The organism is Brucella pseudogrignonensis, assembly GCF_031454375.1.
Lineage (GTDB): Bacteria > Pseudomonadota > Alphaproteobacteria > Rhizobiales > Rhizobiaceae > Brucella > Brucella pseudogrignonensis_A.
Map to the genome: position 1 here is coordinate 226,439 of NZ_JAVDQT010000004.1, position 22,529 is coordinate 248,967.

Consider the following 22,529-nt stretch of genomic DNA (forward strand, 5'->3'; position numbering starts at 1 on the left):
GTGAGTAATTCGCAATTCAAACCATTGGTGGCGGTTATCGCCACCGGTGGAACTATTGCAAGCAAGCGCGGGGAAGATGGCGCAGCCACGCCGACGCTCAATGGTGACGATCTGCTTGCGACCCTTGGCGATGTCGGGGCGCAGCTGCGCCCCATCGATCTGATGGCTAAGGATTCATCCAGCCTGACACTGATCGATATGCAGACTATCTCCGATGCGGTTGCAGCGCAGATTGCAGATCCTGAAATTCATGGTGTTGTCGTGCTGCATGGCACGGATGCCATGGAAGAAACGGCCCTGCTCGTTCATCTGCAACACCATCTTTCCAAGCCGGTAATTTTCACCGGTGCGCAGTTCACTGCCGATCATCCCGATGCGGATGGTCCATCCAATCTGACGACTGCAATCAATCTTGCAACAGACCCGCCCAACGCCAAAAAAGGCGTATTGATTGCCTTTGGCGGCAGGATCGTGCCTGCATGGGGCGCATTCAAGTTCAGCAGTGACCACGCCGACGCATTTCGGGAAGTGCGCGATCTAGAAAGACCAGATGCTATCCGCCTGCCTGCATCTGTCAGCGCAACGCGGGTCGATATTGTTGCCATTCATCCGGGTTGTGATGACCTGCATCTTCAGGCGAGCATTCAGGCTCAGAGCCACGGAATTGTGCTGGCAGCTCTTGGCTCTGGCAATGCCAATGCAACAATTGTCGAAGCCGTAAAAGAGTGTACGAAAAACAATATCCCGGTGGTGGTTTCAAGCCGCGTTCCAACCGGCGTTCTGGTGCCGGGTTACGGCGGCGGCGGCGGCGGCCATGATCTGGTTGCAGCCGGTGCCGTGCATTCACAGACTTTGCGTCCCGGTCAGGCGCGTATTCTTCTGGCAAGCCTAATTGCCAGCAAAAGCCCGAAAGATGCGATGGTCATGGCCTTTGATGATCTAAGCTTCTAAGAAAAAATCCCGGCGCAATCATACAATTATGAATGTGCCGGGATTTCGTCTTTAAAACGGTTCTTTTCTAAAAAAACGCGTTGCCAACTTGAAACGCCATTTTCACTTACTAACTAACCACTGTGGACCGGGCCCCTCTGGCGGCTTCTAAGAAGCCGTGATGTCGGACCACTTCGAGTAAGCTCGAGGTCAGCCCGGACAAATCCCCGCCGACCTTGTCAGATGAAACAGAGGTCGGAAATGGAAGTTTTCACTACACTCTTTATGGGAACACCAGTCTGGATGTGGCTGGTGTTTATTGGCATTGTTCTGGCACTTCTTGTGCTAGATCTTGGAGTCTTCAACAAAGAAGACCACGAGATCGAAATTGGCGAAAGCCTTAAAATGTCAGCGTTTTATATAACGCTGGGACTGGCTTTCTCAGGTTTCGTCTGGTGGCAGATGACCAGTGAGGCAACTGCTCAGTATCTGACAGCCTTCGTTGTTGAGAAGACGTTGGCACTGGATAATATCTTCGTCATTGCGCTGATCTTCAGCTTCTTTGCAATTCCGAGAAAATATCAGCACCGCGTGCTGTTCTGGGGTATTCTCGGCGTCATTATCCTGCGCGGCATTATGATCGGCCTTGGTGCTACCATTGTCGCGAATTATCACTGGGTCCTTTATATCTTTGCGGTCTTCCTGATCGTAACGGGTATCAAGATGCTGTTTTCCAAGGATGATGAAGAGCCAGATCTCAGCCGTAATCCGCTACTACGCTTTGCCCGCAAGCATATGCGCGTCACAGATGAGCTGCATGGCAATTCGTTCTTTGTCCGCATCAAAGATGGCAAAACAGGCAAGATGGTTCGCTTTGCGACACCACTTTTCCTAGCGCTGGTGATGATCGAATTTGCCGATTTGATCTTCGCGGTGGACTCGGTACCTGCCGTCTTCACAATCACAACGGATCCTTTTATCGTTTATACGTCAAACATCTTTGCGATCCTTGGTCTTAGAGCCTTGTTCTTTGCCTTGTCTGCGATCCTTCATCGCTTTGCCTATCTCAAATACGCATTGTCCATTCTGCTGATCTTCATCGGCTCCAAGATGTTTATTGCAGACCTTATGGGATGGGAGAAGTTCCCACCGGCATGGTCGCTGGGTATTACATTCGCAATCCTTGGCGCAGGCATTGTTATCTCGCTTGTTAAAACCAAGAATGACGATAAGGCGATTAATAACACTCAGTCGTAAGACCATCGTTATTCAAATTGTATCAGGGCGCCAGATGAAAATTCTGGCGTCTATTTTTATGGTCTTTCCGTTCAAGCAAATTCCACACTGAGATCGTCATTGCAGGTGCCCATGATGGAATTGCCTGTGTTTGCCATGAAGGGCGCTGTTCATGAGTGCCTTGATCGAGAAACCATCCTCAGCAGCTTTTTCTACGAGAATACGCATATAGCCGCTTACGGACTTGATATGCTCATAGCGCTGTAAGAGATAGGCAATAACGATAGCTGTATTCTCTCGACCTAGAATCTTCAGAGCGAACTGATGAAGTCTGCTGTCGATGCCGATAAAGGTGCATACCTTCTCTGTCGTGTCGATCAGATGTTGCCAGTGTAAGATTGGATGAGATGCGTAGGATGCAATCTCGGGACAGGCTCTGAGGACCAAATCAAGAGAGACAGTGTTTTCATGCAAGTGCTTAGTCAGCGACGCATTGAGTGATTGGCGTGTGGCTGTATCAAGTTCTGCAACGTTATTATCAATATGGGAATCTGGTTTTGATTCATTATAGTGCCGCTCATTTTGAGATTCACTGCCGCTCAATTCTTTGATTTTTTCGTTACTTTTCAAAGCATTGTCGATTGATACGTTAATCTGTTCCAGATTTTGAATCAGAACATTCAGTTCTTCTGCATTAGCACGGCGTGGAATAGTGTCGATGACAGTTCTGAAAACTGTACTGATTTCAGCCCAAGCTCCTTCGAGGCGCTGGTCGAGCGCATATTCAATGGTCTTTGAAATATCCCGGCGTAACAGAGTGAGCTGTTCTCGCAATTCGCGCAGCAGTGTTCTATCGGCTTTCACCTTCTCTGCAGCAGCTTCAATTTCATCTTTGCGTGCAAGAAGTGGTGCCAGTGAGAAACCGAAAGCAATTTTTACGTCGCCGGACTTTGTACGACGCGCATATCGTTTTCCATTCGGGCTGTCCTGTCGGGCAACGAAACCTGCATCGACCAGCGCAGCCAGATGTCTGCGCAGTGTTGCATCGGCCATGCCATGCGCACGCAATGAGAGCTGCTTGTTAGACGGAAATACAACGAGACCATTGGTTTCGTTCAGTATGTTTTCCGGATGAAATGATAGCAATGCAGACAAGACAGCAAGCGTACGATCGCTGAGATCGAATACGCTCTTGCTTTCGCAAAGCCAACGATGAAGCTGCCATTTGTCTACAGCCATACCTTTCGGAATTTCCCGTGCTTTTTGCTGAACTCTCAGCAAGGCATGAGTCATCCGTTGACGACCAAAGGGCGTCAAGCCGATTTGAGACTCCATTTTTCTTCACCTTCCACAAGGCAAAAGAAGTCCAACCGCCTAAATGACGCTAAATACACTTGACAGTGATTCGTAGATTTGCGATTCTCTAGCTGCTAAACCAATGAGAAGGGCTTCCACGCGGCGACGTTTGGGGGCCTTTTTCTTTTGCTTCGGTTTTCCTTTTGCTCTGTTCAGGCAAGTGATTATCACCCGCCTCGGATTAAATTTCTAAACCTGACACAGCACCTGAATGAACAGGACGTTTCAAGCTTCAATTTGACACTCACCGAGATACATTTTATGCCTCCCGGCAACTCAGATTACGCTTACTGACTTAAGCCTCTTCATCTCGAAATGACGCATACAGCGTATCGAGATTGCGAGAAATCCATTCGGCAAAACGCTGCCCATTTGCAGCCCCTAGTGCCATCGTTGCCGTTTTACCTGTCTTTTTGATCGTGACATTGACGCTTTTGTCTTCTGGCGTCCACGACGTCCCTGCTTTTGCGGCAGCTTTCGTGACTGACTTCTTCTGACCTGCGCCTTTTAAATAGCCATAGAGCTGTTCAAAGCGTGTTGCTGATTGTGCCTTACTGAAAGCATCAGTTGCAATCAGTTCACGTGCGGCATCGGCTTTACCTGGCATTTCAATAAGCTTACGCAGTTCAAGCCAGCGATCACGGCCAATACCCTTGGCCGGACCAATTGCGACAAGCATATCCTCAGGAATGGCACGAGGGATCGTCAGCATTTTAGATAGGGTCTGATAATCGATTGATAGAGCGGCCTGAATAGCTTCGCGACTGAAACTCATATCTTCGAGCCGTGCTGCAAACAGAACACGTTCAATAAAGCTCAGATTGGCGCGTGCGGAGTTTTCCTGGCCTTGACTGAGGATGTGCTCAAGATCTTCCAGAGGCTTGATAACAGCCTTGACCTTTATGCCGAGTTCGCGGGCAACGCTTGCACGACGATGACCGAACACGATCATATAGCGCCCGCTGGTCTGCGGATGTGGTCGCACCAGAATAGGACTGTCCTGCCCGCGTTCGCGAATAGCGTCGAGTAGCTCGGCATATTCCTGATCGTCCGCTTCTGGCAAACGATCAGCGATAAAGGAAACATCGAGAACGGCAGGGTCAAGCTCAACGATAGCCTCACCATCCAGTTTCTGTGACGCTTGCTTTGCGAGTTCATCAATGGATGCAGATAGAGATTTTGCGGCACCGAAACGACGTGTAACGCTTTCAACCGGAGCAGCGGGCTGTTCTTCCACTGCTTCCGGTCTCATAACGCTCTCAAAAATGTTTTTTCGTGCCATTTTCTTATCCTCAAACCAGGCATAAGACTGATTTTATTCTATAATTTCGAAATTAGACCGCAGTCTAATGCAGTTTAGTCTAGCGACCCCAAGCCTCATGAATAAGGCCCCGGATTTCGGAATTAACCAGTTCCATTGATTCCATCGCACGATCATAAGTGCCGCGGTTCATGGATGAACGTTCAACTTCATAAAGCGTTTGTTTGGTAAGGCCGGCATCCGAGATAGCTGTCGATTTCAGCATCTGATGCTTGAGCATATGGGATGCCAGCATGCTCTGCATGAAGCCGACCATCTGTGCCTGTGGTACATCAGTTGGCTCATAACGGGTGATGAGATAGCGGAACCAATCGAGATGAACTGCCCCACCCGCCTGACGAACGGTCTTGAGAATATCACCAAGCATCAGCAAAAACTGCGACATTGACATAAGATCGAGCATCTGCGGATGAACAGTGATCAGCACGGATGTTGCAGCCGAAAGAGCTGTCAGCGTCAGATAGCCGAGCTGTGGCGGGCAATCGATAACGACAATATCGTAATCTTGCTCGACCTCGTTGAGCGCCATGGCGATACGACTGAAGAATGTCTTGCCTTCACCACCATTCTGCATCGCAAGTGGCGTGTCGTATTCATATTCCTGCAACTCAAGCATTGCAGGAATAATGTCGAGGCCGGGAAAGTTTGTCTTGCGGATTACATCGCGGATCGGCTTACGCTGGTCGTCATAACGAATAGCCTCATAGAGCGATGGAAATTCATCAAGTTCTGGCTGAATGCCATGCAGAGCTGACATAGAGGCCTGCGGATCGAGGTCGATTGCGAGAACGCGATGGCCCGTTAGAGCGAGATGCTGCGCAAGGTGCGCAGCAGTTGTCGTCTTACCTGATCCGCCCTTAAAGTTCACAACGCCGATGACCTGAAGCTTTTCATGACCACGGCGATGCGGCACATAGCGCTTAACTTCGGCGCGGCCATTGCGATCAAGCCATTGGCGCAGCTCCTGAACCTGTTCAATCGAATAAGCGCGGCGGCCGCCGGAAAGAATGGTTGGCTCAACGCCCTTGCCTTCAAGATGAAGTTTCTTCAAATTGCTGGGTGATACACCAAGGAAATACGCAGCTTCAGCCATCGAAAACTGCCGTAAGGATTTACGGGCATCCGGTGGGAAGTTTTCATGGCGCAGCTGATTGAGCTTGCGCGATATTTCTCGCCCTTGCATCAATATCATGTCGTCAAACGACAAAGTTGCTGCTGAATTTGCGATATTCATTGCCTTAGGATCCCTAGTGACGGCACTGGAACTAATACCGCCTAAATACCGTCATTATGTCCGATTCTTATTTTGCCGCAAGAGGTCTCTATTAACAAAGAGTTACCGGGCTTCTTTCATATGGGAGCAATTGAGTTCCTTACGAATCGAGTTCAATCTATGGTGCTGAAATTAAAGCGATTTATAGAAAATAGACCGCAGTCTAATGGAATCGCTAGATCAGCTTTTTCTTTATTGCGGTCGATGTGATGGAACCTCAAGGGCATGGCATCTGCTCTTTTGTGGAGGAATCACCTTTTGCCCAGCTTTGGTTAAAATCAGGTGGAATATAGAATTGGGCTTCGCAAACCGTTGCGGGCGTTGTTTTTCGATAGGTTCGGATAATTACAGTTGGACACGCGTGAATAAGCTCATATTGTAAGCCCTAGCGGCGAAGTACTCCGTTGGTTTCTTGTACTGCGTAGATGTAGAAACGGGGAAGGGGGCGGAGATATTCGCAGCTGATGTGCATGCGGAGCAATTGGCAAACGCGCATCGCTATCTGTTGCTACTTATCCCGACAACGAAACTCTTGCTTGAGTTCATGTTGTAGCTAGACAATTTTAACTAAATCGCATTATGATCAAAACAAGATACCCATGACTGAGAATAAGCTCGTGGTCAGCGATGATGGATCGCTTGAAGACTTTTCGAAAGAGTCTGAGTAGATAAACAAACCCAGCATTTAAGTTTCAGAAAAAGAATAATCTATTTCTTTATAGATGCTTACATAAGCACAGAATTAGTGCTTGGTAGCGTAAGCAAGGTAGCAGGGCGGATTTGGTGACAGCGCTACTTCGTTGAGCATAGTCTCCCACATAATGGCTGATTGCGCATCCTCTTATGCGGTTTCATAACAGGGCGGAATGAAGCCTTTGGAAGGCCTGCTATGTCTGAGATCGATATTGAAGGACTAAGTGAGAATGAGCTCTACGCTTTGAGCGGTCGAATTTACGACCGTATCACGTGCTGGTGCGGAAACGGCAACGTGCGGCGCTTTCGCGCTATCGCAGTGGTCTGCGGATCATTGTCGCGGCGCCTGCCTATGGACAGATGATCGGCAGGATCATTCATCCTAATCAAGAGACAATTACCATGCGAATGAAGAAACGGGCAGTTCTGGCGTGTTTCACCGCACAATATACTGACGCCGAAGATGACATGACGGCACTTGTCAGTGAGGAGATGCCCTTTCTGTGGTAAGCGAAGAAGACTTTGAAGCCTAGCTTAAGGTCAATATTTCGGACGTTGCTGACGAGGACTAATCGGTCAGATGGAAAGAACGGGACATGATAAGGATGGAAAGAGTTGGAATGGCGCCATATCGGTCTGGATCATTCAATCGTCTATCTCCGCGTCGTCAGCTTCAGTTCAGAACTGCTTGAATGTTTGAATCTGAAGGGACGGTCGGTGACGAGGACGTGAAAACTCGATGAGACTTACATCAAAGTCAAAGGTGAGTGGCTCTACTTATCGCCATCGATAGTAATGGTGATACGGTCGAGTTCTATTTCAGCAAAGCTCGTAATTTGAGCAATGCCAAACGCTTTATACGCAAAGCTCTGGCCCGCCACACCAGACGAGGGCGCATTGCCACTGATGGAATTGAGACCGGCAGAATAGTTATAGTGCAATGCGATGCAGAGAGCAGATATCGCGCTCGCCGTTTTCAAACTCTTTCACATGATGCGCAAACAGCGAGGCGTCTTTGAATATCAAAAAGCGCTATCTATCAAACAACAGTTCGAGGCACTCGGGATATAATTGCGTGCAGAGTTAAACCACGCTCCATTAAAGTCAGTTTTTTGCAGCACAGTCCTATGGTGTTGTGACTACCTCTACAACGGTTCGTTCATCAGTAACCGCCGGTGTCTGGGGCCGACGGTTAGAGGTCGTCTCCCAGACCTATGACGATGATATCGAGATGATAGACGGCACCTGTGTCCATGATCACCATAACGGATCAACAGGAAAAGGGACGCCGACGATTGTTGTATGGTATGCTCCTCGGGCGGCCTCACAAGAAAAATCAATGCAATTGTTGATGCAAAAGGTCGTCCGATCAATTTTTGCCTTATGGGGGCAGGTTACTTACTGCCCGTAGGCTCATGATCTCATGGCGCGTGTTAAAAAAGGCGACACGCTGCATGTGGACAAAGCGCACGATACCAATGCGATGCGGAAGACAGCAGTGAAACAGTAAATCTGGGCCAATATCCTTACCGTGTTCAAACATAAGAACGTCTTAGCGTTCTCGCCTTGGATATGGTGACAGAGTAACCTTGTTGAGCGTTTCGTTAACCGGATAAAGCACTATCTTGGTATTGCTACAGGTTATGACAAGAAACCGGCCAGTTTTCTAGCAGCTGTCAAGCTCATCGCTATCCGCATCACCTGCATCAGTTTATAAGTCTATACTCAGGCACGGTCGGCCCGAAATTCGTATCACTTTGAAGCAACTCTCGGAGTGAATTTTGGGTTCGAAGCTATACTAAAAAGTTTTAAATCTAGTGTGGTTTACAGATTTGAAGTTCCTAAACGTGAATGCAACACAAATGATAGGAGCTTCAAATCTACCGCACTAGATCTTCTGTTAGATTTATCTAACAGAAATCCTACACGTTTGAAGGGGAAGTCCAATCGTCTTATTCCGTTCCGTAAAAGTCTTCGAGCGGGGCGAACTCTTCCTTTTCGCCAGAGGCTGGTCGTACCCGATCATTCCTTTCCGCCTGGCCTTACGTTTTGGCGTACCGGATATGGTCCCGTTGTACCCGAAGCTTCACACCGAGCTGTTACACGCTCCGCATGCGCGGGTAGGGAACAGCCGGTTTCTTCACACTGTATCTCCACTTGTGAACCAGACACTTATGCGACTTGCAAGTTGCACAAATACGTTTTTCGTCAGATCCCAATAAACCGCGGGCATCTCTTCCATGGACGCGAGCTCCGCTCAATGGTGTCCAACGAACCCCAATTGCCGCATCAAAGCCTTCGGAAGGGCGTCCAACCGACCAGAACCGCCGAAATTGATCAATTCCTTTGGGAATAGACTCTGAAGAAAACCAAGTAGCAAAAAACTGTCAGCCAAAACAGTATCTCCCCACCCAGCAACGATGATATTGTTTAATAGTAACTCAAAAAGGAGATTAAAATGTCAGAAGATTGGTGCAAAACTAGTTATGTTTCAACAAATGCTGCTTCTAGCTTTATATATAGTAACGGTCTGCACTGTGTTACGCTTTATGTAAGTATAGCCGCAGCAAATGCAAGTAATAAAAGTATTGATGTTAATCAGAATGATTTATTAGATTCAATTACTATAACTGATTATGATGATTATTTTAATGAATTTGTTGAAATAGAAAAAGCAGAAGATATTGATCCTAATAAGAGCGGATGGTTCTTTATTAAGGAATATTCTAATGATTCTATTGATGAAAAAGATCAAGGTCAACCAGATTCTCAACTTGCAAAAGTTACAATATTAGCTAATGGAATGCAACCATCGAACAAGAATATTGGTATTATTTTAAACCGAACAGACGCTAATCCAAACTTAGAACATTTCGTTTTCTCTGCTAATACTAACTCTAGTGGAAGTCCATTTGGAAGCATATCCGTCAGGCCAAAAAAGACATACAGAAGGTCTGATTTGGTTGTACCTCAAGTACAAACTGGAGGAGATATTACAGGTAAGGTTGGAGATAATTATACGAATTACTATGTATCGATTGCAGATAGTAATAATTTCTTTATTGCTCGTGCGGATATTTTAGGCCCAGGATATAAGATGGATAAATATTGGGTTGCATATAAGTGTTACTGGGGCGGGAACCTGAGGTGCGTCTATATATGGCCACTAGGGCCACAAAGTGTGAAGACCGAGCTCGGGTGGGGGCCCTATGTCAATGCAATTGTGAATGACCGTCCAGGAACGTTAACAATTACAAGGACCTGGCAGAAGAATGAAAACGCGTGGTATTACAATGATGGCGAAAGTGACTACGCATGTGTGTTTAAGCTATATGACCAATATGGAAATTACGGCTTTTTTAGAATCCAGGACGAGTCCGGCCTGTATGGCCCAGAAGAGAGTGGTAATCCAAACGTGGACCAAGATAAACACAAAGCTTTTTGGGACGTTGTAATCGAAGACGCCTAAATATATATATATATGAGGAAATATTGATATGACAAATACGTCTAATATAATAGTTTATGATTTTGGCTTTCGTGGTGATCTTGCTCGACAATCAACAACCAAATATGTTAATAAACCCGATTATGCTACACAGGTTGTCGTAGTTCTAAGGTTATGCGATGACGATGGTAATGTTATAAAAGATGATCTTAGCGGTAACATTGCTTGTAATTTAATAGATTATTACGATAAAGAGATCATATCAACACAAGGCGACACAGCAAACTGGAATCTCACAGAGAATCCATTACCAAAATTTAATAAAGTTGACTATAGTTATAGTTGCATTTGGTCAATATATGCTGTTTCACAGACGCCAAAGCCAATAACAATGGGTTATGAGATTATATTGGATGGTGGTAACTATTCCGGAGATGCGAAAAATACGTCTTCAGATGGATCGCAAAACCCAATCACCCTTACACTGGTCTCTTGATTAATACTGGCTACGGCTTCTTTAATGAAGCCGTACAAATTTTTATGAATTAATTTATCTCATATTTATATTTAAATCAGAAATATATATTTTTATATTTATATAATAAATATTTCTGATAATTAATAAAATTATACTATTCATAAATAATGCATCGAATGCAAATTCATAAAAGAAATAATTACATTTATATTATTCGGTTGCAATTGCAGGAGCCACAATTAATGACTGCCTATTCTCAAATATTCACAAAAGCGACTGATTTTGTCGGCTCTGTGGCGGGTGGCGTTGATCCCCGCACAGGGCAATTTGTTATTAATATCAATTTTGGGACTTTATCAGCCAATAATGGTCTGGGCCCAGACATACCGCTAACGCTGAGTTATTCACCAATGGCTCAGGCTGATCTTGGTTTTGGCATAGGCTTTGGCTTTGGTTTTACATCGTATGAACAGCGGTCCACGTTGCTATCGCTTGCAAGCGGATCGCATTACAAGGTTTTGGAAAGCTCCAGTAATTTGTCTTTGATCGATGCGAAGCTCAAAGAGGTTTCTGTCCAGAAGGTTGAGGATGAATATTACAAGGTTATTTACAAGGACGGCAGTTTTGAATTGCTGTCTAAGCCAACCACGATGAATTCTTTGAAAGTTCCACTCAAAATTGTATCAGCGAATGGTCATTTTGTGAGCTTTGATTGGAAATTTATCAATAATGAGTTTCGTCTCAAGACCATCACCGACGAGAACGGTGTCGTGATCGCACAAATGAGCTATCCTGATAAGCAGAACCTTGCAACACGGATCGCTATTCTACCAGATCGACAGATTGCTACCAAGGGCAAGGATAATCCTGAGGGGTATAATTTCCGTCTTTTGTTTAATGACAATCATCACTTAAGCAAAGTTATCTGCGATGCGGCTGACGGCCTTGAATGGAAGATCGGCTACACAAATCTCAGCCAACTTGGCCCATGGGGGCAGGTGGCTAATAGTATCACCCATCCAGGTGGCCTCCGCGAATATGTGGATTATTCGAAAAGTAAGGGCCATCGCTTCGCTGGCATGCGTACTGATATGGCTGCGAACCTGCATCCATATGTGACGGACTTCACGCATGTTCCCGGGGGTGGCCAGCCAACCTATTCCATTCATTATGATTATGGGCTTCGCAACAGCCATAACTTTCTTGGCCATGCAGCAGCAGCTATTCATGCTCGAAACCCAACCGTAGACGCTCTCTACAATTGCTCAGACTCCAAGTATCACTATTATACGCATGAAACGCATACGGACAGTTCTGATGTCCTGACGCGCGTTGAGCGAAAATATAATTGTTTTCATCAATTGGTTGAGCAAAAAACCGTTAAGAATAATTGTTCTGTTACAAAGCAGATAGCTTATTACTCCAAGCCCGGTGCCGGTTTTAAAAACCAATTAGCAAACTTTGAATGCCCGCAACAAACGACCGTTTGTTTAAGCCGAAGAGGCCCAAACTCCGGAGATGTCGTTAGAAGTGAAGCCAACGCAACATTCACTTATGACGATTACGGAAACATTCTTAGCAAGTCGGCTTCATATACAGATATCAATAGAATAACGACACAATTAGGAACGGTTAGTTACGAATATTATCCTGCCGATTCAGAAACAGTTTATGATGCTGCAACAGGATATGGCTGCAAACCCGATCCTAATAGCTATAATAGAAACAATAAGATTCCGCGTTTTTTAAAATCAAAGACTGTTACACCGCGTACGATTGTCGGTGATGAGAAGCCATCACAGACACGATATGCATACACACAATCAGCAATGCCTCGTTTAGCTGATCTGCTATCCCAGTCTGACCCGGATTATAATACGTTCTTTGCCGTATTCAATTGCGAAGAACGCGTTTATTACAATCCCAATATTAACGAGCGGGTACTAAATATATCGAATTATTGTTTTGCTGATGAATACGCAATGCTAGAGGGCAGCAATGGATCTATGCATGAATTTGGCTTCCTGACTAAAATAGTCAACACTCATTATCCAAATGATGATGTACCAATGAACAGCGCCGACCCTAAGACTGCTGCTGCCTTCAGTACGACCACGGAAAGGTCCCGTAGTCTTAATGGAGACATTTTGGAAACAAAATCGACCGTCACAACCTGGGATAATTTGACTGCATCAAATTCTCAGAGCTGTTCGCGTTTCACGGGCTTCGTCACAGAGACAACCAATGCATTGGGTGTTAAAGATCAGGCGACGTATGACATGCTTGGTCGCATAGTGAGTGTAACAACCGCTGCTGAGAGCAAATATCAAGATATTAGATCGTTCAGCTATGAGATCGGAAGCTCTGGTATAGTTAGCATAGCGAAGGACAGCTTTGGAAATCAAGCTCGCGTGACAGCAAATGGTGCGGGTAAGCCAATCATGGGTGAAGCTGCATTAAGTGGCACATCGTCATGGCTGGTGATGAGTAAAAGAGTTTACGATAATGCCGGTCGACTGTTAAGCACTACGATTTCTGATTATTTGGACAGCACACAAGGGCCATATTGTAAAAATACCTCTACCTATCATTATGATGATTGGGGACGGGTTGATTGTGTTACGACGGTTGACGGGGTCAAGAATTATAACATCACTGACCCAATCGCTGGCTGTAGAACAACATATAGCGAAAGCGCCGGGTCCGATCCTATTCAAACCAGCAAGGTTGTAACAAAGGTCGACCCTGCGAACGCCACGCTCACAACCATGCTGTTTGAATCCGATAACACATCAACGGCACCATATAGCACAACTACACAGACCTATGATGGGTGGAAGCAACTGCGCACAACAACTGATGAGCTAGAGCGCAAAACAACTTTTAAATATGATATATTTGGGCGTCCCAACATCACCACACTTCCTACGCGTCCAAACCCGGAAAGCATCAATATTAGTATCACTTCCCCTTATGAACACCAAAATTTTCCAATGCCAACCTACGCACCCGGAAGTCAACAACAAGATTTCCCTTTCAAAGTTGTAGGTACGGCCAAGCCTGATAGCACTCTCACCCTTTATGCTGATGATGACCGCTCTTCTGGCATACGCGTTCAAGTTTCAAGCACAGGAGATTGGTCACAAAACCTTAACATATCTTGCCCTCCAACAGGATATGTTAATCATACCATTCGAGCAGAAAACGAATCCAACTCGAACGACTATGCTACAGTGGATTTTACTACTCAGAGAGGACACTATGACATTATTTTAGCAGCTGAACTCGGGGGCGCATACGGAAACGAGGATATTGCAAAAGAACCAATATTAATAGACTTGGGTATTTCAAGAATTTCCTCTAATAATGATACTGTAAAAAGGATTTACGGCCGCTACTTCGCATCGCGTGCTGTTGCTGATATTTGGGTCAATGATGTATCCATGGGTAAACGCGATTTCGATGGGATGGGTCGCGTAACCTACCAGACGGTCGGCGGTCGTAGTTGGTTTGCAACTTACGATCCACAAAGCGGTAGCCTGACTGCGCCAGCTACTATTACCTCACCGTTCGAAACGCCAGTTTTAGAGTTTATATATGAGAAAGATCTGGGGGGAGCACTCCTCACAAAAACGGCAAACGGCGACAAAGTTGAATTGACCTATAGTGCTAAAGGCCAACTGGAAATGGCAACCAGCACCCTTGCGGATAATCCTTCAAGCGCCGCAATCATAACAAACAGTTACGATGATGTTGGCCGGCTCTTCTCAGAAGTCTTCTCACAGTATGAAGGTCCAACGGCATATGGCTACACAATTGCTGGCCGAGCCAAAAGCTATAAAGACGTCACGGGAAAGAAATGGAATGTTACCTACGATTCCTATGGCCGCGTGGCGGAGGCCCATGACGAGGACGTTAGCGTGTCGCTCCAGTATGACGATCTCGGACGAGCCAATATATCAACAACAACCGATATAAAAACAGGCGCCACACTGACCACAACAATCACCTGGGATAAATTGGGCCGGGAGGAAACCCGTAAGGTTGTGAGCAGTGCAAGTCAAAGCAGCTGGCGGATTGTACAGAAATATAACCTGAACCATCAACTCAGCAGCAAAACCTTGCAGCGCTGGGGTGCTTTTGATTTTGATACAGTTCGCACGGAGGAATACACCTACGACGAACGCAATCGTCTGATTGGCTATACATGTTCCGGAATAGAGCCGACTAGAGACGAAAAAGGCAAAGCGATTACCAGCCAGTCATTCACCTATGATGTTTACAGCAACATCACCCAGTCTGAGACGACGTTTGTAGGTGGAGATACAGGCACCGCCACCTATTTATACACCAACGAACTTGATCCTTGCCAGTTGAGTTCCGTAACTTATTTAAACCCTAAAAATCCTGCAGAAAACTACGACTATAACTATGACTATGACGAAGCCGGTAACCTTAACTCGGATGCGTCGGGACGGAAGTTTACGTATGATAAAGGCATCAATTTGGGCTATCTGTGTTCCGTTGAAAAAGACAGCAGGAGCAACACATTCGTCTATGATCCTTCGAACAGAATTATCAAAGAAGGTGAAACAACGCTTGTCTATCGTGGTTCATCGCTCGTCAACCAGTCAAACGGCAGCGGCACTGTACGGTTCGTGGGCGGTGTTGCGCAAGTTCGTAACGGAGAGGACCGTGGTGTCTGGCTTTCAGGCACAGAGGCCAATGGCTCTGTCTTAAGCGTAGACAATGCCAGTGCTGATACCAAACATTATGACATGGCCTATAGCCCATATGGCGAAACACCATCAGATCAAAAAACACCAAGCGCAATAGGCTACAACGGTCAGCGCAAAAGTGATCTTCTCGACGGCTATCACTTAGGCAACGGCTATCGCCTCTATCAACCATCACTGCGACGCTTCACATCACCAGACAGCATGAGCCCCTTCGGAGCAGGCGGCATAAACTCATATGCATATTGTGCCGGTGACCCTATCAACAATACAGACCCAACAGGGCATTCCGCTGAAGATGAGTTGTTTATGGAAATTGTAGAACTTAGAGAAGAATATGAATTAGCAGAAGCCGTTGAAGAAGAAGAAGCAGTTACCAGATTATCAGCCGCACAACGTGTGCCTGCAGATACTATTCGACGACAGCAATATGCCTTAGAACCTCGTGAGGAGTCTAGTAACTCCCCTACAGAAACGAGGTCAGCACCTCTATCAGGCCAAATACGAAGAGATACCCCTCGTGCAGTAGTGAGGGCAGCACATAATTCGGTTAACACTAGAGGTGACGCCAGCGGCGAATATATCGCTAATAGAACGTTTAATTTTGATCGCTCTTTTGTCAGTAATGTACGCGATTTAGAATTCACTGAAATTGATTACTCAGATTTGGTAAGAAACGATCTTGAACTTTTTAGAGATAAAACTCATTATACGTACATAGATTATGGTGAAGCAAGCAGATTAATTCCGATCGACAAAATAAAGGGCTCCAGACTAGGTGGTCTATTTTCAATACCGAGACTCAATAGCTTAGTTTACGCAATGGAATTTGATGTTCCTCTCCCAGTCGTAGATGTAGTTTCTAATATAGATCTAGAAACTGGGACTAATTTCGATATGGTTAATGGTAATCACAGAGCATTAGTATCAGTAGATAAAGGATATACACATATACGAGCTAGAATAATGAGTGGTGGGGTTAATGTATCAGATTCAGGTTCAGGTTCAGGTACCAGGCAAACAATTACACGTCCATTTGTATCGGCAAAAGTTGCAGCACTAAGATTAGCTGAGCAAGCGGCTCAGCAAGCGGCTCAGCAAATGGAACATTAGCTCGGTATATGTAAAAAAGGCGATGAACCTAAATTTTGTTAGATACAATTTCTAAAGTTATTTTCTTCATTAGGCATCCTTATCAGATATGTCACAATAATTTAATCTGAACGGAGCGCGGATTCACTCTGGATGCAGTTATGCAGCGAGTGCCTTGAACTGTTGTTTGATTGAGCGTGCTTTTTGATATTCAAAGACGCCTTGCTGTTTGCGCATCATGTGAATGAGCTCAATACCCAAAAGCGTGAAGCCGGCTGTGGTTTCGGATTTGAAATCAAGCATGGAGCGTATCCGTCGTTTAATGCAACGATGATCCTGCTCAATCATGTTGTTCATATATTTGCTGGAGCGAATGGCAATCGGTTTGCCAGTCTGGCTAAGGAAGCCCTCTGTATCGGATTGTATTAGAGTTATTCTGTAGGTCTCAACTCCATAAATGACTATTCGCTCTGGCCTGCCGTGTTGGGCCAGAGCTTTGCTTATAAAGCGTTTAGCAGCGCTCAAACCACGGTCTTCGCTGAAATAGAGCTCAATCGTATCGCATTGCTTCCAATCGCACGATATAAGTTCTGCCACTCGCATTTGGCTTTGATGTACGTCTCAACGAGGTTCTATTTGTGTGTGACCTGACGCTTCTTCCGATTGAAACGTTCAAGCATTTTTGGGCTGAAGCAGATGACACCGCGATAGGCGGTGGAATGCTCCAAATCAATATCGCGTTCGGCCGGCGTTTCTTTCAGATTGCTCAGGCTTAACAGGTACTCTCAAACCCACAGAAGAATGACGGTCTTTGAACATCGAAAAACTCAGCTGATTAAAATCTGAGAGACCAAACCCTCATCAATTGACGAAAACTTTGTAACAAACCCATATGTTTCGCTACTTTTGACTGCTGTGTGCAGGTTTCGAGCCATTTCGGCGGTGATTGCTGTAAAAGACTTGCGGCGTAAAATAGGGTGCGCATTGATCTGCTGTAATGTAGCCTCAAATTTGTCTCAAAAGCTATTGGGGCGCAGCAACATAGCTACTTGAACCACCTCCGTAGGTCTGGCTCAATCGCGCGTTTCCATATTTGAAGGACTTTGCCTGACCTAGAAACGTGCCTGATCGGATAGTTGCCAGAGCCATGTCGCAAAACTTCAGAAAATAGCAGTGGTGATTGAAACACGGTAGGTCGCCCGCATCGGCCAGGACCAACCTAGACATCGGCATGGCATCGGAATCGGGTGCGACAGCAAAGCAAATCTAACGAGGAGCTTTTGAGTAAATATCTGATAGCAAACGCCCTTTGCCAGATGACGGCCAAACACAGCCCAAAATGGGCACCATTCCCAAGATGTTACGGGGGTGAATTCACTACCAACGCCGTTCTGCGATGGACGGATTGGACCAAAGTGGATTGTCACTAGTTTGCGCCCGGGAAACCTATGCAGAACGGAATTGTGGAAGGTTCCAATGGCAGCTTCCACGCCGGGTGCTTCGATGGATCCTGTTTTTGACACTTGCGCATGCAGTTATCGAAATAATAGCGTGAACGAAAGATTACAACCGCGGCAAACCCCGTTTCTCCTTGGGCAATATCATGTTCGCCATGAAAGCCGTTCTGGAGGATTGAGCCTCATAAAGTTATATCGAAAGCCCCAAATTCCCCCGATTTTCGGGGGAGGTTGGGGCTCAAGGTGGCAGCAAATGCTTACTTACGTTGGCGCTGTCGTTAACGTAAAAGGGGCGTGGTCGACGTATAAATGTTGCCAGATATATGCCGTCGGAAGAGCGTATTTTTCATCAAACCCATATTGGTCTGTCTACTCAAAAAAGATGGATCTACTTCTATACTGTTCATCGTCACCGTTTTTGAAAGATACGTAAAGCCTGGAGGTTTTACTCTTCCGAGACGCTAAGCTGACGTTGAAAGGTGTTGAAGTTATTGTTGCTGTCATTTTGTTTGAATTATTGAGAACGAAGTATACGTCTTCGTCAGGAATAAGAAATTCATCCACTAGAGAAAGCTGGACTTGTATAGGATCGACTTCCAGAGGAGAGCACGTTAAGTTACAGCGAATTTCTGTACCGTAACTTTCTGGTTCGCTTGTACTAATCATGAATGGTGTTAAGTTTTGATAGGATATCTTTTTCGATGTATGTACTCAAATATTATTTATATTTAAGTATGCGGTCGTGTCAAATTTTGTATTTACTCCGAAAAGCATAACCAGAGCAATTCATCACGTACCAGTGGAAAGATTTTATTATTCCTATTCTGTAAAAATTGAGAGTAAATGAGATTCTACACTGAATATAACATTGTATCAAACCATAAAATTACCTAAGATATCCAATGGTTTGTAACATGCCGTTATATTTTTATTGGATCTGACCATCGTATATAAAAGTGAAATCTTTTTGATCTTTGCTTTCTGGATTTTTAGCATTTACTATTTCACCACAAATTGTTACATTTCCGGGTTTGTTGCTCCCAAAATCAACTTGTACGGAAGTATAAATTCCCTCAATCTGACTAGTATATATATATATATCATTCGGCTTTGAGCGTTCTTGATCTATATTTTCATTTGTCATAACGAAAAAAACTCTGTCGTTATTTTTGGTATACAAGCGAAGTAGTGTTTTGGAATACAATATGCTACTGTCAGCTTTTGTTACAATGGCGTTTAGTGAATTATCCCAGAGAGGACCTTGCTGATAATCAAATACTTTTTCCAATTTAAGTATACTTGTTGAGATGAATCTAAAAGGTATCGATTGAGGCTTTATTTGCTTAACGCTGGGTACGCTTACCGAAACATTAACAGTGCAGGGATTATTTGCTTTGAAATATACACTGCAGGTGCTGTAGTCTCCTGCACTAAGATGTCCAGCTTTGATCAAATATGTAGAAGGCGTAGAATCAGGAAGTGCGCCTGTTAGATCGAAAAACGCATCTTTATTATCTAATTCTAACTGGATTATAGGGTTTACGTCGTCGGGTACTTGTTTGCCATTCAGGCTTAGTTGAAGCCAGATTGAATTGGTTGATAGACCATCTGCTTCGGCGTAGTTTGTATTTGGCGTTGCAATTAGCTGCCATCGGTCATTTTTAAAGCTAAATGGAGCGCTCTGCGGATTGGTTGACTGATCGTCGAGCAGGCTTGCGGTGATCGTGACTGTATCTTCTTCAACAGTGTCAGAGAAATAGGCTAAGGCTTCGAGGTCTCCGGCTGCGTTTGATGTTGCTTTGACATAGAGCGTGTTACTGGTTGATCTTGAGTCCACGTTACTTTTGCTTACATCGAATTTTGTAGTATTACTCGATGATGTAAATTTAATAATGAATGTTCCGCTGGTAGGCGTATTCTTGTTCTTGTCTGTGATGATAACTGATGCACTATCTAGTGCTATACCATCAGCTGCAGCGCCATCGTCGATCTTATTAATGGTGAGATTGTAAGCCATTTCACCATCAGGCCCGAAGTGATATGGCTTAGAGTCAGAGCTGCCATCGGTAATGGGTTGGTTCATATCATTAGTGGTCTCAACGACCGTAATTGTTCCACTTTCAATCATGTTATCGGTAAATTCAGCACTAGCAATGCCATTAACCGTTTTCGCATCAAGCGTTTTTAAGCCATTTGTGGTGAATGTGGCGCTTCCTGAAGTTAGGGAAAACTGTACGCCCCAATTATTTAATGCCAGGTCATTCTGAGTAACTGTTACTTTCGCTTTATTGCTTGTTTTCCCGTCGGCAGCAGAGTTATTTGTTATGATTTCAAACTTAAGATGCGCCCCGCTTTTAATGTCTTCGGTGTTGCCCATGTTTTTTTCCATCTATTACATAAATTTCTAATGAAAGTTTATAGTGAATTCAGCTTCTTTATTGCCATCGTCAGTAAATATACGAACCAAGACCTGCTCTTTAACCTTATTAATTATGTTAACGGTCGCTGTTCCATCGTTCCCGAATGTGATGTTGGCCGATGATGGGTAAACGTAATTGATAAGCGCGTGTCCCGTAACGGTAATCGTCAAAGTCTTAACATCATCCTGGTTTGCAGTGAGCGTAATGATAGAAGGGGTCTGCCCATCAGCCGGGATATTGTCAGTATAATTATAAGTTATCATCCCATTTGTGCCAGAAAATGGGCTTGGATAGTATATTGCATTTGTTGTTGCAGACACGCTTGGCTGGTCACTGATTCTCGCAGTGATAGTAACAAGGGATACCGAACTTCTAACACGAAATCGTGCCTGGCCATTCTGATTAAGGACTGCGGAATAAGGTGTCATTTGTGTGCCCACAAACTCTGCGCCAAAGGAAATATCGGCTTCGAATCTGGTACCGGGTGGCCCGGTAAGTGTTGCCACAACCCATGAGTTCCACTTTGGTTGCTTCAGGTCGTCTGTCGGTGCGCCTTGTGTTGCGTCGATGTAAAATGGCACTCGTATTTGCTCTAATACATACACTTCGCTCGCATGAGAAATGCCTTGTAATTCTGACCTTGAATTATAAACAGTGTAAGTCGCAAACCCCTTGCCGTTTACTTTGATGGGGGCAATGAAATCTAATGGTATAAGTGTCGAGACTGAGCCAGCTTTTGCATCGCTCGCAGCGACTGGTATTTTTGTGCTGTATAGCGTTTCTGGGACGGGAATTGTTGCAGCGTCGCAGCCAATCCAATCAACGACAACCGTCTGACCCTCACTTATTGAAGGGTATCTTACATCGATGACTGCGCCTTGTGTGGCTTCAAGATTCTCGTAATCAAGCGTCGTTCGACCATTTACTATAGCAGATTGTGGAAATGTTGGTGCTGGATATGATTTAAATTTAGAATTTATGATGTAAAATTTTAATATGAAGGAGTATGCAATATTATCATATGTGTCTTTAACCGTGTACCAAGCAATATGAAACCCATTTGATATATTGTTTATTGATATTTTAAAAAGATATTTGGGTTTATGCTTACTAGTAATTTGTGATGGAGAGGATTCTATATCGATATATGCCGTCATTAAATCGTCATCCAAGGGTTTGGTCAATGCCGGGATAAAGATATCAATGTAAGGGTCATCCTCAGGAATGGTATCAAAGTCTATAACAAGCTTCCCTTCAATTAGCTTGGCTTGGGGAAGCTCTGGCGCAGGCAGAGGTCGGAACCAGTCCTTCTTATCAACAGAGTTATTGTACATCCATCCGCCCTCAAACCTTTTGTGGTAGATGGGAGAATGTAATGGGTGGATTAATATCATCGCCAAAAACAAGCGCACCGCCAGAAGGCGAATTAAGCAAGACGACGGTTGCTCGGTTTTGGCCGGGAACTTTACTCACAATATCAAATCGTATTGGACTTGTGGTTATTGTGTAGGTTTTTCTCTGGTTACCCGACCCGGGGTCGGCCCCTATTATGATAGCCTCGCTGTCACTATCAATTATCATACAAATTTTTTGATTACCATCTTTAGGTAGATCATCGCTAATAAATACAATGAGGGTGCAAGGCGTGTATCCGTCGGCCGGTGCGCCATATACGAGATTATAACCATCTATGTAGCGTACGTCGCACAAACGAATGGCGGAATCAAACGATGGCGATTGGCTGGCGCTGTTTTCTGGCACGCCGTATTCACGTGCAGTGACAGTTACGGTCGTTAACTGCATGGTCTGGCTCGCGCTTTTCGGTGGTGTGAAGCGCACCTGAAAACGGATCGAAGCCAACCCTGTTGTTTCGTTGAGCGTTAGCACGGGTGAATAGGGCGAAGGCTGGTAGGTGCCATTTGTATAGATACTGCCATAGAGTGATACATCGCACGTTATCTTTGCACCCGGCTTCCCATAGACGTTGACTTCGTTTAGATACAAAACGTCATCATCTTTGTTATAAGTAGTTAATGCCCCAGTCGTCGTAATTATAGAAATATCGCCGCTCATCAGAACAATCCTTGAA

The 22,529-nt window shown here is 45.1% G+C and carries 14 protein-coding genes; 7 read left to right on the forward strand and 7 right to left on the reverse strand.

The genetic code is table 11. From position 1 onward, the window contains the following. Together J2782_RS14340 and J2782_RS14345 are read left to right on the forward strand one after the other, a co-directional pair. Positions 1 to 951: an asparaginase gene (locus tag J2782_RS14340; protein WP_310013709.1), complete on the forward strand. Its 951-nt coding sequence runs from the start codon at positions 1 to 3 to the stop codon at positions 949 to 951. 240 nt (positions 952 to 1,191) lie between these two features. Continuing rightward, the gene (locus J2782_RS14345) at positions 1,192 to 2,187 is read left to right on the forward strand and encodes a TerC family protein (RefSeq protein ID WP_310013711.1); all 996 of its coding nucleotides are present in this window, start codon (positions 1,192 to 1,194) and stop codon (positions 2,185 to 2,187) included. 96 nt (positions 2,188 to 2,283) lie between these two features. Here J2782_RS14345 and repC read toward each other — a convergent pair whose 3' ends face one another. From repC to repA, 3 genes are all read right to left on the reverse strand, one after another. Then, positions 2,284 to 3,501 carry a plasmid replication protein RepC gene (gene repC / locus J2782_RS14350; protein WP_310013714.1) on the reverse strand — a complete coding sequence of 406 codons (1,218 nt, stop codon included), beginning with the start codon at positions 3,499 to 3,501 and terminating at the stop codon, positions 2,284 to 2,286. A gap of 316 nt (positions 3,502 to 3,817) precedes the next feature. Continuing rightward, positions 3,818 to 4,804 (reverse strand): plasmid partitioning protein RepB, encoded by a 987-nt coding sequence (gene repB / locus J2782_RS14355; RefSeq protein ID WP_310013717.1) that lies wholly within the window; start codon positions 4,802 to 4,804, stop codon positions 3,818 to 3,820. A gap of 79 nt (positions 4,805 to 4,883) precedes the next feature. After that, positions 4,884 to 6,077 (reverse strand): plasmid partitioning protein RepA, encoded by a 1,194-nt coding sequence (gene repA, locus J2782_RS14360; protein ID WP_310013720.1) that lies wholly within the window; start codon positions 6,075 to 6,077, stop codon positions 4,884 to 4,886. 1,011 nt (positions 6,078 to 7,088) lie between these two features. Here repA and J2782_RS14365 point away from each other — a divergent pair. The 5 genes from J2782_RS14365 to J2782_RS14385 all read left to right on the forward strand — a co-directional run bounded on the left by J2782_RS14365 (position 7,089) and on the right by J2782_RS14385 (position 16,584). Then, positions 7,089 to 7,319, forward strand: a complete 231-nt coding sequence (locus J2782_RS14365) for a hypothetical protein (RefSeq protein ID WP_310013721.1) — start codon at positions 7,089 to 7,091, stop codon at positions 7,317 to 7,319. Between the two features lie 257 nt (positions 7,320 to 7,576). Then, entirely contained in the window at positions 7,577 to 7,828 is a 252-nt protein-coding gene (locus J2782_RS14370) for a DDE-type integrase/transposase/recombinase (protein ID WP_404989643.1), read from the forward strand. 1,439 nt (positions 7,829 to 9,267) lie between these two features. Continuing rightward, complete coding sequence (locus tag J2782_RS14375; RefSeq protein WP_310013724.1) at positions 9,268 to 10,278, forward strand: hypothetical protein; 1,011 nt, start codon at positions 9,268 to 9,270, stop codon at positions 10,276 to 10,278. 28 nt (positions 10,279 to 10,306) lie between these two features. After that, positions 10,307 to 10,753 (forward strand): hypothetical protein, encoded by a 447-nt coding sequence (locus tag J2782_RS14380; protein ID WP_310013725.1) that lies wholly within the window; start codon positions 10,307 to 10,309, stop codon positions 10,751 to 10,753. Positions 10,754 to 10,977: 224 nt separating this feature from the next. Beyond that, positions 10,978 to 16,584, forward strand: a complete 5,607-nt coding sequence (locus tag J2782_RS14385; RefSeq protein WP_310013727.1) for an RHS repeat-associated core domain-containing protein — start codon at positions 10,978 to 10,980, stop codon at positions 16,582 to 16,584. A gap of 138 nt (positions 16,585 to 16,722) precedes the next feature. Here J2782_RS14385 and J2782_RS14390 read toward each other — a convergent pair whose 3' ends face one another. The 4 genes from J2782_RS14390 to J2782_RS14405 all read right to left on the reverse strand — a co-directional run bounded on the left by J2782_RS14390 (position 16,723) and on the right by J2782_RS14405 (position 22,513). Beyond that, entirely contained in the window at positions 16,723 to 17,166 is a 444-nt protein-coding gene (locus tag J2782_RS14390) for a DDE-type integrase/transposase/recombinase (protein ID WP_404989644.1), read from the reverse strand. A 1,782-nt stretch (positions 17,167 to 18,948) separates the two neighbouring features. Then, the gene (locus J2782_RS14395) at positions 18,949 to 20,397 is read right to left on the reverse strand and encodes a hypothetical protein (RefSeq protein ID WP_310013729.1); all 1,449 of its coding nucleotides are present in this window, start codon (positions 20,395 to 20,397) and stop codon (positions 18,949 to 18,951) included. A gap of 27 nt (positions 20,398 to 20,424) precedes the next feature. After that, positions 20,425 to 21,774 (reverse strand): hypothetical protein, encoded by a 1,350-nt coding sequence (locus J2782_RS14400; protein WP_310013731.1) that lies wholly within the window; start codon positions 21,772 to 21,774, stop codon positions 20,425 to 20,427. A 10-nt stretch (positions 21,775 to 21,784) separates the two neighbouring features. Continuing rightward, a complete protein-coding gene (locus tag J2782_RS14405) occupies positions 21,785 to 22,513 on the reverse strand; it encodes a hypothetical protein (protein ID WP_310013733.1) in 729 nt (242 codons plus the stop codon). Between the last annotated feature and the right edge of the window lie 16 nt (positions 22,514 to 22,529).